The 12,973-nt window shown below is 44.8% G+C and carries 12 protein-coding genes; all 12 read right to left on the reverse strand.

The genetic code is table 11. The features are described from left to right. Positions 1-22: 22 nt before the first annotated feature. Positions 23-832, reverse strand: coding sequence for a GNAT family N-acetyltransferase (locus tag MHB64_RS18080; RefSeq protein WP_280789043.1), 810 nt, complete (start codon positions 830-832; stop codon positions 23-25). Next, the gene (locus MHB64_RS18085; RefSeq protein ID WP_143812086.1) at positions 829-1,455 is read right to left on the reverse strand and encodes a sugar transferase; all 627 of its coding nucleotides are present in this window, start codon (positions 1,453-1,455) and stop codon (positions 829-831) included. Before MHB64_RS18085 ends, MHB64_RS18080 begins: the two co-directional genes overlap by 4 nt. Before the next feature lie 24 nt (positions 1,456-1,479). After that, entirely contained in the window at positions 1,480-2,586 is a 1,107-nt protein-coding gene (locus MHB64_RS18090; protein WP_341135072.1) for an LCP family protein, read from the reverse strand. A 15-nt stretch (positions 2,587-2,601) separates the two neighbouring features. Next, positions 2,602-4,512: a polysaccharide biosynthesis protein gene (locus MHB64_RS18095; RefSeq protein ID WP_280789041.1), complete on the reverse strand. Its 1,911-nt coding sequence runs from the start codon at positions 4,510-4,512 to the stop codon at positions 2,602-2,604. Positions 4,513-4,574: 62 nt separating this feature from the next. Further along, the gene (locus tag MHB64_RS18100; RefSeq protein ID WP_341136094.1) at positions 4,575-5,888 is read right to left on the reverse strand and encodes a glycosyltransferase family 4 protein; all 1,314 of its coding nucleotides are present in this window, start codon (positions 5,886-5,888) and stop codon (positions 4,575-4,577) included. Beyond that, entirely contained in the window at positions 5,821-7,047 is a 1,227-nt protein-coding gene (locus tag MHB64_RS18105; RefSeq protein WP_341135073.1) for an O-antigen ligase family protein, read from the reverse strand. The genes MHB64_RS18100 and MHB64_RS18105 overlap by 68 nt, the downstream gene beginning before the upstream one ends. Before the next feature lie 68 nt (positions 7,048-7,115). Further along, complete coding sequence (locus MHB64_RS18110) at positions 7,116-8,351, reverse strand: oligosaccharide flippase family protein (protein WP_094875260.1); 1,236 nt, start codon at positions 8,349-8,351, stop codon at positions 7,116-7,118. A 6-nt stretch (positions 8,352-8,357) separates the two neighbouring features. After that, positions 8,358-9,065 carry a CpsD/CapB family tyrosine-protein kinase gene (locus tag MHB64_RS18115; protein WP_094868815.1) on the reverse strand — a complete coding sequence of 236 codons (708 nt, stop codon included), beginning with the start codon at positions 9,063-9,065 and terminating at the stop codon, positions 8,358-8,360. After that, the gene (locus tag MHB64_RS18120; protein WP_341135074.1) at positions 9,013-9,771 is read right to left on the reverse strand and encodes a YveK family protein; all 759 of its coding nucleotides are present in this window, start codon (positions 9,769-9,771) and stop codon (positions 9,013-9,015) included. The genes MHB64_RS18115 and MHB64_RS18120 overlap by 53 nt, the downstream gene beginning before the upstream one ends. A 342-nt stretch (positions 9,772-10,113) precedes the next feature. Then, positions 10,114-10,833 carry an SDR family NAD(P)-dependent oxidoreductase gene (locus tag MHB64_RS18125; RefSeq protein ID WP_094875279.1) on the reverse strand — a complete coding sequence of 240 codons (720 nt, stop codon included), beginning with the start codon at positions 10,831-10,833 and terminating at the stop codon, positions 10,114-10,116. 267 nt (positions 10,834-11,100) lie between these two features. After that, a complete protein-coding gene (locus tag MHB64_RS18130) occupies positions 11,101-11,916 on the reverse strand; it encodes an ABC transporter permease (protein ID WP_094868813.1) in 816 nt (271 codons plus the stop codon). After that, a complete protein-coding gene (locus MHB64_RS18135; RefSeq protein WP_094868812.1) occupies positions 11,913-12,944 on the reverse strand; it encodes an ATP-binding cassette domain-containing protein in 1,032 nt (343 codons plus the stop codon). The genes MHB64_RS18130 and MHB64_RS18135 overlap by 4 nt, the downstream gene beginning before the upstream one ends. Positions 12,945-12,973 lie beyond the last annotated feature (29 nt).

Here is a 12,973-nt window from a genome sequence, read left to right on the forward strand (position 1 = left end):
ATTACTCCAGAAGCATTCGCTGCTAATCCAATATCTTGATCATGCGTATACTTTCAGTGCTTAAGCTTAACGCTGGGTCTCTCTCACGTAAGAATGCATCGGATGAAAGCAATAACAGCTTTCTCTCCCGGTCAAGGTCGAGTAACACATCGGTTAGTGGATATCCACCGTCCCACTCCCCACTCTGCAGTTGGATACGAAAATACTGCTCGCCGAGCCGACCCACAACTGAAGTCTTCTGCTTCGTTCTAATCCTAAATGAAGAAAATCCGTATTTTAGATGATGTGCCTCTGCCATTGGGTAATCATCAATAATGTAAGTCACTTCTTCAACATCTATATCCGCTCCAGCAGCAATAACATCTGCATTAGCCGTTAATGAACGTTCCAGATCCCTCACATACCAATAAGTACGTCCTTCTTCTACAAAGCCAAGGCGAAGGTACCAAGCATGAGCCTGTTCATTCCATGAGAACACATCCAGTACCAACTTCTTAATATCGTCACTCTTGGCTAATTTCTCGCCATAAGCCATGAGCATTCCGCCTATGCCGTCCTTGCGAAACGCCGCATCCACGTTTAAATTATTCAGAACCAATATTTGTTCCATTCTTCGCCATTCCGCGAATCCAATGAGCACTTCTCCAAGATAGGCTCCAATCAACAACGTGGCTGAATGGCCTCCACATTTACAAGCCGCTTGTAGATATGCTGGATAACCCGTACAAGCAAATATCGTTTGATTGTACACATGCTCCGGTAAATTGCTCTTCAAGAGCCGGCATGCATGATGTATATCGTCTTCATGCAGCGGTCTAAACTGCACACTCATGCCTGGCCCTCCTTTTTATTCAACCTGTACTCATCCAGAGGTAGGCTATGCCGACCTGGATTGGCTACAACATCATCTTGGCGAATCACCTTCAAGACGGTCTTACATAATATCAGCGCATCAAGTCTGAAACTTAAAGTCTCGACATAGGTGACATCATACGAAAGCCGGTCTTTCCACGACGAAGTATTGCGTCCTGACACCTGTGCTAATCCCGTAATTCCTGGTCTTACTGAGAAACGCAGCCTCTCCTGTTCGGAATAATAAGGGCTGTACCGCATCAGTAAGGGTCTTGGGCCAATCAGACTCATTTCTCCCTTCACAACATTCACCAGCTGTGGCAGTTCATCCAGACTTAGCTTCCGGATGATTCCGCCAAATTTGATATATCTTCGCTCATCTGGTAACGGCTGACCCTGCAAGTCATACAGTTCAGCCATGGTCCGAAATTTGTAGATGAAGAAGGGTTTCTCTCCCCGCCCTGGTCGTTGCTGCTTGAACAAGATTGGGCTTCCAAGCTTCATTCGAATCAACAACGCCACCACAGCCATGACTGGACTAAATACACATAACATAACGATCGCTCCCACAAGATCGAAGCCTCGTTTCATATGGCGATACATGTTAGTACTCCTCCCGCCTTTCTCTTAATCCGTAAAAAGACGTTCCTTAAGTGAGTTCACCTGTTTTAAATCGGCACTCCAGTAGTACACCTTAGTTCCGACTAGCGGATCAGGAGCAAAACTGTTGTTACCTGGAATCTGTTCGTATTGAAAGTCCGCGGAAGTAATCCCCTTGAATAACCAAGCTAAGCTAAGCAAATCGCTGTCGCTGAAGCTTGTATCGATAATGTCTTTCTTTTCATGGAGTAATAATCCCGCCAGATCCGGAAGATGCTCAGGGCTCAACAGCTTATTAGCCACAGCTCTAACGATATTGAATTGCTCCTCTTGACGACTAAAGTCACCGTTCGGAGTTGAATATCGCTCCCTAGCAAGGTAGAGTGCATGCACACCATCCAGATGCTGTTCGCCTTTTTTGATGGTAATCTCCGGGGTTATTGTTACGTCTTGATCGATTACCATGTCGATCCCTCCGATTGAATCGATGAAATCACGAACTCCAGAGAAATTCGTCTTGATGTAATGATGAATGGGAATATTCATAAAGTCGCTTACCGCTTGAATGAGCGTCAGCGTTCCTTGCTCATTCCCACCTTTGGACTCACCAACAATATGAGCATGATTAATTTTGGTGTATCCAACATTCTGTACATAAACCCTTGTATCGCGCGGTACAGAGACGATGTTCACCTTCCGCTGTTCCGGCATTACATGCACAACCATGATCGTGTCTGCACGGGAGATTTCCCCACCCCACGTATCTGTTCCAATTAATACAACATTAAAGGATGAAGTTTTTTTATCAGTTGCACCTGACGATGCTGCTGGTTCAGTCGATGGTAGTACCACGCCATCCGAATTCACTCGATTTATAAGAGTCCCATCCGACTGCGTCTTCCCCACAGGCAATGCAGAAATTTTTGAGTTAGGCATCGTCAATGGATTAAGGACAGCCTTTTGAAATCGCTGCTCAGCATTTAACACCCCTCTAATCCAAATGCCGCCAACTACAATCACAATCAGACAAACAATCAGGGCGAATCTTCCAATTCGCCTTATGACTATTTGTTTTCTTGTGAATTCCTTGTCACTCTTACCACGCAAACGCAACTTCTTGTTCCATCTACTCATAAACGACTTCATCACTTAGATCCCCGCATGAACTTCGGATTTGATCCGTTCAAGCTCATGAGTAGCCACCTGTGGTTCTTCCTGAAAGCCCGAATAGCTTGGAATAAGCTGCTTTAATAATTTCTTAATCTGATAACTGCTTGGCACAAATTCGTACCGTTTGCACAAATTCTCCAGAACACCAAGGACCAAATTCAGTTCAGATCTGGAAACACTTTGAGGACGACTGATCATGATGCGATAGTTATTGGTGACCATCAATCCTTCCTCTTCTGTCAGGAGTTCCTCAAATAATTTCTCACCAGGACGAATGCCCGTGACCACGATAGGGATATCTTTATCAGGTTCTAAACCCGACAGACGTATTAAATCTCTTGCCAGATCGTATATCCGAACTGGCTTACCCATATCAAGCACGAACACCTCGCCACCTTTTGCCAGTATGCTCGCCTGAATAACCAATTGCACTGCTTCAGGGATCGTCATGAAATACCGCACCATATCCATATGGGTAACCGTAACTGGGCCACCACTCTCGATCTGTCTTTTGAATAACGGAATAACACTCCCCCGACTACCGAGAACATTACCGAAACGGACAGCAGCAAAAACCGTCTTGCTAGATGAATTCTGATCATTAATAATCATTTCTGCCGCTCGCTTCGTAGCTCCCATGACACTTGTTGGATTAACCGCTTTGTCCGAAGAGATCAGAATGAACCGCTTAGCACCATATTTGGCACTCGCTTCCGCTACATTCCTTGTTCCAATAACGTTGTTCTTTACCGCCTCCACCGGATTCATCTCCATAAGTGGGACATGTTTATGCGCGGCGGCGTGATATACAATCGTAGGTCGAAAATTCTGAAAAACACTATCGATCCGCGACACATCCTGAATATCAGCGATGATGGGTTGAATCTTCTGATCGGGATATAACTGGCGTAGCTCTTGTTCAATCAGGTAAATGCTGTTCTCACCATGACCAAGCAGCAACATTTCCTTCGGGCGATACGCAGCTAGCTGACGGCACAGTTCTGAGCCAATGGAGCCTCCTGCACCCGTGATGAGAATACACTCACTTCCTAAATTCTCACGAATCTCTTCAGTATTAATCTCAACAGGAGTTCTACCCAGCAAATCGTTTACGGACACTTCACGGATTCGATGGACTGCCATTTTCCCGTCCAAAATTTCTGTCATACTAGGCATTAGCTTAATCTGTGCTTTTGTTGATTTGCAGATCTCAATAATCTCCATTAAGTCATTATGTGGCGCTGTCGGAAGGGCAATAATAATGAACGCAATGTCCAGCTGTTTCACGGCCTCGGGAATGAAATTCCGGTTACCCACAATCGGCAGCCCCATTACTTCCAGCTTTCGTTTGGATGCATCATCATCAATGAAGGCGACCGGATGCATAAATTTGAACCTTGAATGCTTGATATCTTTCGTAACGAGGATTCCTGCTTTACCCGCCCCAACGATTAGAAGATTACCTTCGAAGACATCCTTCACACCCGTTGTCTCAAACCCGTCGTTTAGAAGACGTTTAACCATTCGTAACCCAACAATGCCCAGAAATACATAACCGGCTGCAAAATAAATGGAAATTGGTAGTCGATAGGAAGGAAATACTGCATGGGTGGATACGTTGACAACAATCACTCCAACGAGGGTTAATACACTCACTTTTAGAAGCTGCAGTAATTCTCTCATTCCAGTGTATCGCCAGATATTGTTATACACTTTGAATCCAAATGAGAAGGCCGCATATACCGCAATGTGAATCAATATTGCCCACGGAAGCATCCACACGTACATCTCAGGGATTTGAAAATCAAACCGAAGTAAAAACACAAGCCACACTGAAGCCGCAATAATCCCTGCATCCAACATGACCAAACGGACGATCCGCATTTTCATCACTTCTTTCTCCCTAATTAACTAAAAATTCATGTACTCCCCTTTTAAGTGAGAGTGAATATTCAATCCCCCGATAGGCTCGCATGCATTTCAGACGGAACCCGCTTTCTTTCCTCCTTGTTTAGCGCTTCTATATAGATCGAGTCCATTTCACGGAGCACCGCAGGCAACCCGTAACGAATGATCCTCTCTTTGTTTGCTTCTCCCATAGCCGTAGTTAATGCTGGATCATCACGTAAATGAGTAAAAGCCTTAGCGGTAGCGGTAATATCACCAACAGGAACTAACATGCCTGTTGACTCATGTTCGATCAAATCATGAATCCCCCGAATATGCGTACCTATAACGGGTTTTCCTACTGCCATCGCCTCCATAATCGCCCGAGGTAGCCCCTCGCGATAGGACACAAGTGCAGCAACATCACATGCTCTGAGTAGATCCGGAATATCACTACGGTACCCAAGCATATGCACCCGATCGCTGACATCCAGCCGATTTGCAAGTTCTAATAGAGTCTGCTCGAACGGTCCTATACCCGCAAAAGCCAGATGGATGTTGCCTGCTTGAGACCCCAGCTGCCCCAGCGCTTCGATCAACTGCTTCTGGTTCTTGTTGGCGTTTAATTCAGCAATGCATAGGATGACGAAGGGAGGTTCATCATGCTCACTCTTCGGCAGATCAAACAGTTGGCGTCGCCTATCTGCCTTCTCCGTCGCAGTTTCAGGATGACCCTGTTCACTGCCGTAAACCTGGAGATCAAGTCCTACACCACTCACATAAGTCACCTTTTTTCGTATAGAAAATTTCTGGGCGCGTTCATAATCTTCTCTATTTATGGTGATTAACACATCTGTCCAGCGGGCCATTAACCTCTCGAGCGGATAATAAAGCATCCAGTTCAGAAAAGGAGCTCCCTTGAAAAAATGAAAACCATGCGCTGTATACAATGTGCAAGGTACACCTGCTTTATGGGCCGCAATCCGTCCGAGAATCGAAGCGACTGGCGTATGTACATGGATGAACTGGAACCCCTCCTCCTTGAAGCTTTCCGTTAATATCCCTAGCGCCTTCCAGTTCTGCATCTGTAAAGGGCTACGCTGAATGGGTACATCATGACACACGATCCCCTTCTCTTCTAACCGTAATCTCGCTTCCCCGGGCTGCGCGTAAGCATGCACTTCACAACCCTTTTGCTGCAATAACGCCATGTAAGGTAGATGGAAACTCTCAAAATGCCCAAAAATGGAGGCTACAAAAGCAACTCTTACCGGTCTACAGTCTTCAGCAGGTATGCTCCCGGACCTCTTGTTATTGCGCTTGTTCTGTTTGTTGTCGTAAGTTACGACCCGTTGACGTTTCAGTGCCCTTGGTTCGATATCGCTTCACTCCTTTCCGTCCCGTATTCGTTAATCGGATGCAAGCTGCGTTCATAGCCATCATGAACCACCAATATCGCTGGAATAAGGCTTCAATACCCATCGAAAGTCCAATCATCGCTGCGTGAGACAGCAGTAATGCCATAATGATCGGTCTGTTCACCCTATCTGCCGCGCGATAAGAACGGATCCCGACGATGAAGAACCAGATCATGAATCCGCCGTACACAATCAAGCCCAATAAACCAAATTCTGTCATAAACCAGATCGGAGTATTATGGATAATAATCCGCAGTTCATAGTTATAGCTACCGAGTCCAATCCCTAATAATGGACTTTGAGCGATCCACTCCACAGCCTTCCCAATGATGTCAAGGCGCGACTGAATCTGCGAGGGTCTACTGGCCATATTCCCAAGCACATCCAGATAAGCTGTACCTTTATACAACAGCAATGCTCCAAACGCGACGCTAAAGCCCATGCCGATCTTGAGAAGCCGAGAAGGATTCATCAGCAGGAGTGTAAGCAAGACAAGGAACAGACCTATCCATGACGAACGCGAAAAAGTCATTATTATGCCCCCGGCTAAGGTGATCGTCGCTAGCGTACTCACCCATCCCCTAAGCAGCTTCACCCCGTCTCCGCTCGTCATGATATGAATGGCAAAAGCCGTAACTAGTAATCCGCCGTATGCATTCGGATCAATTAGCATCCCGGAGAGGCGACCGTCTTGCACCATAAACGGAACCCTGACTCCACTAAAAAAATCGAACAAAGCAACGCCATTGAAGATCAGTACACTGATCAAAAAAGCTCGTAGCATTTTATATAACCGATCCCAGCTGTCTACAGCCTGAACTAACATGATGTAAGTCAGCAGTAGGAGTATAAACCCAAAATCTTTTTGCAATAGAGCGTATTGCGTAATGAATCCATTACGCCAAATGGATACAAATGAAGCGAGGACGAAAATAAACAACATCCCCCAATGCCATGAACTGAACTGTCTCCGGTCCAATTTGAGGTGTAAACCTGCTGCAAACAAACCAAGCATTAAGAAAAGGTCAGAGGGTGCGATTCGAAATGCGCCACCGAAATCAATTTGAGCCGGAAGGCAGATGATGTAACCCATAACCGCAAACAGAAATAAATTACGCATGGTGTAGGGTTTCCCTACAACGAGTACAGATGTCATACAAGCCCCTACTTTCCTATGGGAAATGACCTCTATGCGGCCAATTCCCGTTGTACCTGTTTCCTTGCCTGACGGATTACCAAGAAAAGTACGATCACACTGCCTATCATCTGAACGAATAAGGCCATACTAGCCCCTACAGCAGCACCTATCACCCCAAAAATAGGCACGAATATTAGACAAGATAGCCCATTAGTGATCACGGAACACAGAAACAAGGGAATCTGCGCTTTGTACTTCCCGGTAGCCGTTATGGCATACCACAGATAAGACGTTACAAATACCAATAGGGTAGAAATGAGCAACCAATGAAATAAACCTATCTCTGCAGCCACATCTGGACTGAATAGAAGAGTTAGAAGCTGATGACCAAACATCCACCCGATCAAACAAGCGATCGCACTAATTCCTATGCCCATTGCAATCATTCGACTGAGTAAAGAGACGAACTCCTTATGTCTTCCGCTAGCATGCCAACGGGCAAGACGTGGTGTTATCGCTTCACCGAGTGCAGTAACAACAACATTGCAGGCAACGATCATGTATGAGAGCGTAGCGTATATGCCTAAGTCATGTTCACCTTTAAAATATGAAATCGCGTATAGTGGGATATTTGTATTTAGTGACATCAACGCCAGCACCACGCCAAGGGGTGAGCTTACGAGCAATAAGCCCCATAATCGTCTTTTGTTAAAAAGTGGCCTGAGCGACGTATGCACTCTCGCTTTGCGAGCATCATATCCAATGGTTATTGCTAACCATCCGATAATCATGACTAATAACGCTAGAATGAGACTCTGAGTAGGGATAAATACGAGGGCGAAGACAACTATGGAGAACAATCCTTTAGCAGCTCTCGAGAAAGAGATTTGATCTAGCCTTTCCTGCTTCTGAACAATACCCAATAAAATATCGCTGACCGACTCAACAATTCTATACAATCCTATGAAAAATATGACTAAAGCTGTATTCCAATCAGCACCACTGAGGATGCAACAACCTGCTGTAACCGTGAATGCAACTGCGGTTGTCACGAGACGAAGGCCAAAAAAATCTCCAAAAAGATATTTTCCAGATGTATCAACGATCAAGACCGAACGCAGATGCAGATGCGACAGCATAAAGATGGGAGCAGTCACCGCAAGCCCTAACGAATATTGCCCAACGATTTCGGATGAGCCAAATTTATTAAGCAAAATTACAATCACGAATTGAGCGCCTGCATATGTGATATTTCCAAATAAATAACGAAGAGATGCAAATGTCATAAAGCGTTAGACCAACCCTGAAGTTGAGGCCCAATCGGCAAAATCTTCACCGCGAATCTTGTAACGTTTGCTACTTTTTCGATAATTCAAAACCGCTCCCAAAATATGCGCTCCTTGCTGCTCAAGGATCTGTTTTGCAGAGTTGGTATGCTTCAAGAGCACTTTCCCGGATTTTACGACTAGCAGTACCCCCTCGGTCATCTTTGCCAAGATAAGCGCATCTGAAAAAGGCATTAATACCGAAGAAGAATCGATAACAATCGTATCAAATCTCTCACTAAGCTCTGCGAATAACCTTTTCATTCCTGTTGATCCTAGTAAATCAGCTGGATTTGGAGAGATCGGACCCGATGTCAATACAGAAAGTCCTTCTGATCCCTCAATAGGGAAAATACAATCATCCACACGGGTTTGATCTACTAGGATACTACTTAATCCGATCCAATTGGGTAGATCGAATGCTTTATGCACCGTTGGTGTGCGCAAATCCCCATCGATCAGCAGCACAGTTCTTCCCGTTTCCGCCATCGCTATAGCCAAGTTCATCGCCACTGTTGATTTACCTTCATCCGGGAGTGAGCTTGTAACTAATAAAGATCGAATTTCTCCACCAACCCGGGTATAGCGAATATTAGATCGTATCGTTCGGAATTGGTCACCATTAGATGATTTCGGTTGTTCCAGGCAATACAATCTTGGCGTTTTCTTCTTCATGTCTGCTGGCTCCTTCTACTGAAATGGATTTCGTCTTCTCCCGCCATTTCCGCGGCTTCAATTTTCCCACGGTTCCCAGAAGAGGAAGCTGCAAATCCAACTGAATATTCTTAGCGCTTTTCACAGGTTTCTCCGCCAATTCCCGTAGAATGGAAATTGCGATCCCAGCAATCAATGCAAGTCCGAAAGCAACGACCATATTGAATACTGGCTTGGGGGAGATCGCCTCGAAAGGAACCTTGGCCCGGTCAAGAAGCACAACATTCTCTACCCCCATAATCGCTTGGATGTTCTCATTAAAGGCCTCACCAAAGCCATTCGCGATATTCGTTGCCCGCTGAGCATTAGAATCCGCTACAATTACCGTCGTCACGAGTGACTCGCTGCTTGTTCTTGTCTTCACTTTTTCTAATAGTTTTTCAGGGGTCATGTTTAATTGCAGTCTTCTAACGACCTCTTCAGCGATTCTACTGCTTCGGATAATTTCTCCGTAAGTGGTTACTAGTTTTTGCCCAGCCATAATGTCATTGATTGCTTTCTGTTGCCTATCCCCTTGAATAAGAATAGAAGCCGTCGCCTCGTATTTCGGTTTCAAGACATAATAGCTAACGAAGCTAGCAATTCCGACCGCAACAATACATAATACAATGATGAACAGCAGCCTACGTTTCACTAGTTTCAAAATGCTGCCTAGTTCGAATTCCATCGTTCATTTCTCCTAACCGTTAATGTATTTTCCTCTTTTTCAACAAGTGTTTTATTGTATAGTTATATTCTCGTTAGCCCAATATATGTCCAAAAAAAGTTGGGAATTTATAAGCCTTCTTTTCAAAAAAACCACCCGACTCTCTATTAAATTCCAACAGAAATAGGCCGTTTACTAGTATGATTCTACTGGTAGACAGCCTTATCTATTTACTGCTTTGCTCTCTGGAATTCTTTTAAAAAACTAGCAAGTTAAATTTTTGATCACCTTTTCTATAATCCAATTATATGGTTTATCTTCGTATTAAATCTTAATGAAATCTTAACGGATATATGAGATTTATTATGCATTCAAATCCGCCATTGCTGGAATATGAATTTCCTTGACGCAGGAAGCGCTAGAGAGGTTAATGATACATTTCACAATGGAGACTATGTCCTGAACAGGAATTCTTGTGCCGTTATATTCTGCAATCGCTTTTTCTGCGCCATCCTCATAAGGAATTTCTGCTGCCAGCTCACCCGGATTCACACAAGTTACTGCAATGCCATCCTTACGAACATGCTCACGCAATGCATGTGTAATGCCACGCAGACCGAACTTCGAAGCAACAAATGAAACCTGGGCGTTATTGGTATGATCCAGTCCTGCTGTGGAGCCAATCAGAATAATTTTTCCTGCTTCCGATTGGCGAAGATTAGGTATTACAGCCTGTATGCAGGTAATTGTTGAAGTTATATTCACATTAATAATGTTAGCAATATCAGTTGCTTCATCCTTGTCAAAAGTATAGTGATCCTCAAAACCTTCCTTCTCCCAAATGCCCACGTTATAAACTATAACATCAATCTTCTCCGCTTGGATGCCTTTTGATAAGACTTGTGCGGCATCTGGCTGCGATAGATCTGCTGCAATCCATATCCGCTGTATACCATCATTAAGATCCAGACTGCCCGGTCTGCTTCTGGAGACGATCCACACTCGATCACCATACTCAGGTAAACCTTTCACAAATGCATCTCCCAAACCTTTACTTGCCCCCAAAATTAGATAGCTTCTCATACTGTCGCCCTTTCTATTTACATCTATTTTTATATCATAGTACCATCGAAAGACATAAAGAAGTAGTAGCATGGAATAATCCATCCTCCTTGTTGTGAACCTGGTGTGGGCGTCATTGATGGCGTCATTCATCTGCATTTTGGGGGACATATTCAAAATGAAGAAACTGCAAAAACATTGTGATAGATCAGTATCCAATTTAATTCATACGTTCTTTAGAAGCCATAATTAAAAAAAACGGCATTTCTGCCGTTTTTTTATTTCATATTATGTCCGGCGCATATAAGCACGTACCGTAATAGGTGCAAATATTGCGACGATGACGGCTGCTCCAATCAAAGAGATCGCGAAATCCCAACCTACGGTTCCAAAGTTAGTAAGTTGTCGTACTGCAGAAACGAGGTGTGAGATTGGATTGACTTTAACAAACCATTGTAGCCAGTTAGGCAGCGTATCGACAGGCACGAAGGCATTAGATAGAAACGTAAGTGGGAACAACACAATCATTGATATCCCCTGCACACTAGAAGCAGTCCGTGCAATCACACCGAAGAAAGCGAAAATCCAGCTAATCGACCAAGCACAAACAATAACAAGAAGCGCAGCGAATGCGACATGTTCCAGTCCACCATCAGGACGGTAACCCATAATGTAGCCCATGGTAAATGTAAGCACAGTAGCAATCGTGTATCTAATCGTGTCCGCCAACAAAGCTCCTGCTAACGGAGCTATACGAGCAATTGGCAGTGACTTGAATCGGTCGAACACGCCTTTATCCATGTCCTCACGTAATTGGACGCCAGTAACGATGGAGGTAGTGATTACGGTCTGCACAAGAATACCAGGGATAATAACAGGCAAATAACTTACCACGTCACCAGATATAGCCCCTCCAAAGATATAGGTAAACATCAGCGTGAAAATAATTGGCTGAAGTGTAACGTCGAACAATTGCTCAGGGGTACGTCGAATTTTCAGTATCCCACGATAAGCCATCGTTAATGAGTTGCGTACAGATTGCCGAAAACTCGTATGGTTTTTCAATGGGCGGTTAACACCCGAATTTATTGTAGTGGTTCTCATACTCTTGCTGCCTCCTTAACATTTGACTCTTGGGACGCTGTTGACGTTTCATCCGTAGCACCATGACCAGTAATTGTTAGGAATACTTCATCAAGTGTCGGTTTCTGCACACTCATCTCAGCCAAGTGAATACCTTCCTCACGAAGTGCAATAAGTAGGTCTGTAACTAAATCAGCGTCCGCCATCGGTGCCGTTATTTTCCCGGTTTCGTACGATACCACGGACTGAATTTGGAGTACATGTTCCACACGCTGGCGAGCTAGTTCAATATCTTTTAGATGTTGAACCTTCAGGTGTAGTGATGTGGTACCCACAGACGCTTTCAAATCATCCGCCGTCCCCTCTGCAACGACTTGCCCACGATCGATAACTGCGATCCGATCAGCCAATTGATCTGCTTCTTCAAGGTACTGTGTAGTCAGAAGAACCGTTGATCCCGTATTCACCAATCGACGAATGGTATCCCACATCTGTGAACGAGTGCGAGGATCAAGCCCTGTAGTTGGTTCATCAAGGAAAATTAAAGGTGGTTGTGCAATCAGGCTAGCTGCCAAATCCAGACGGCGACGCATACCGCCAGAGAAATTTCGAAGAGGCCGTTTAGCCGCCTCAGTCAGACCAAACTCTTCCAGTAATTCTGTTGCTTTTTTTCGCGACTCTGCGCGTCCAAGCCCTAATAGCCGAGAGAAGATAATAAGATTCTCTGTAGCACTTAATGACTCATCAACTGAGGCGTATTGTCCTGTCACACCAATTAATTGCCTAACAATCTGCGACTCCTTCACCACATCATGCCCGAAGATTCGCCCAGTGCCTGCATCAGGACGAAGTAAGGTTGCCAGCATCCGAATAACGGTAGTCTTTCCCGCCCCATTCGGACCAAGTACGCCATAGATCGTACCTGCTTTCACGTTCAAATTCACGCCATCCACCGCGCGATTGTCACCAAAGGTTTTGACCAGTCCACGCGCTTCGACGGCCCACTCATGATCGTCTGGTGAAATGATCTTGTTCTGTACATGCACCATTGTAATTCCTCCAACGTTTCAGATTATAT

This window comes from Paenibacillus sp. FSL K6-2859 (assembly GCF_038008265.1).
Lineage (GTDB): Bacteria > Bacillota > Bacilli > Paenibacillales > Paenibacillaceae > Paenibacillus_AQ > Paenibacillus_AQ nitricinens.

Excerpts from the sequence above, each read along its gene's own strand:
- MHB64_RS18080 (WP_280789043.1), bottom strand. The coding sequence starts at position 832 with ATGAGTGTGCAGTTTAGACCGCTGCATGAAGACGATATACATCATGCA.
- MHB64_RS18085 (WP_143812086.1), bottom strand. The coding sequence starts at position 1,455 with ATGTATCGCCATATGAAACGAGGCTTCGATCTTGTGGGAGCGATCGTT.
- MHB64_RS18090 (WP_341135072.1), bottom strand. The coding sequence starts at position 2,586 with ATGAGTAGATGGAACAAGAAGTTGCGTTTGCGTGGTAAGAGTGACAAG.
- MHB64_RS18095 (WP_280789041.1), bottom strand. The coding sequence starts at position 4,512 with ATGAAAATGCGGATCGTCCGTTTGGTCATGTTGGATGCAGGGATTATT.
- MHB64_RS18105 (WP_341135073.1), bottom strand. The coding sequence starts at position 7,047 with ATGCGTAATTTATTTCTGTTTGCGGTTATGGGTTACATCATCTGCCTT.
- MHB64_RS18110 (WP_094875260.1), bottom strand. The coding sequence starts at position 8,351 with ATGACATTTGCATCTCTTCGTTATTTATTTGGAAATATCACATATGCA.
- MHB64_RS18115 (WP_094868815.1), bottom strand. The coding sequence starts at position 9,065 with ATGAAGAAGAAAACGCCAAGATTGTATTGCCTGGAACAACCGAAATCA.
- MHB64_RS18120 (WP_341135074.1), bottom strand. The coding sequence starts at position 9,771 with ATGGAATTCGAACTAGGCAGCATTTTGAAACTAGTGAAACGTAGGCTG.
- MHB64_RS18125 (WP_094875279.1), bottom strand. The coding sequence starts at position 10,833 with ATGAGAAGCTATCTAATTTTGGGGGCAAGTAAAGGTTTGGGAGATGCA.
- MHB64_RS18130 (WP_094868813.1), bottom strand. The coding sequence starts at position 11,916 with ATGAGAACCACTACAATAAATTCGGGTGTTAACCGCCCATTGAAAAAC.
- MHB64_RS18135 (WP_094868812.1), bottom strand. The coding sequence starts at position 12,944 with ATGGTGCATGTACAGAACAAGATCATTTCACCAGACGATCATGAGTGG.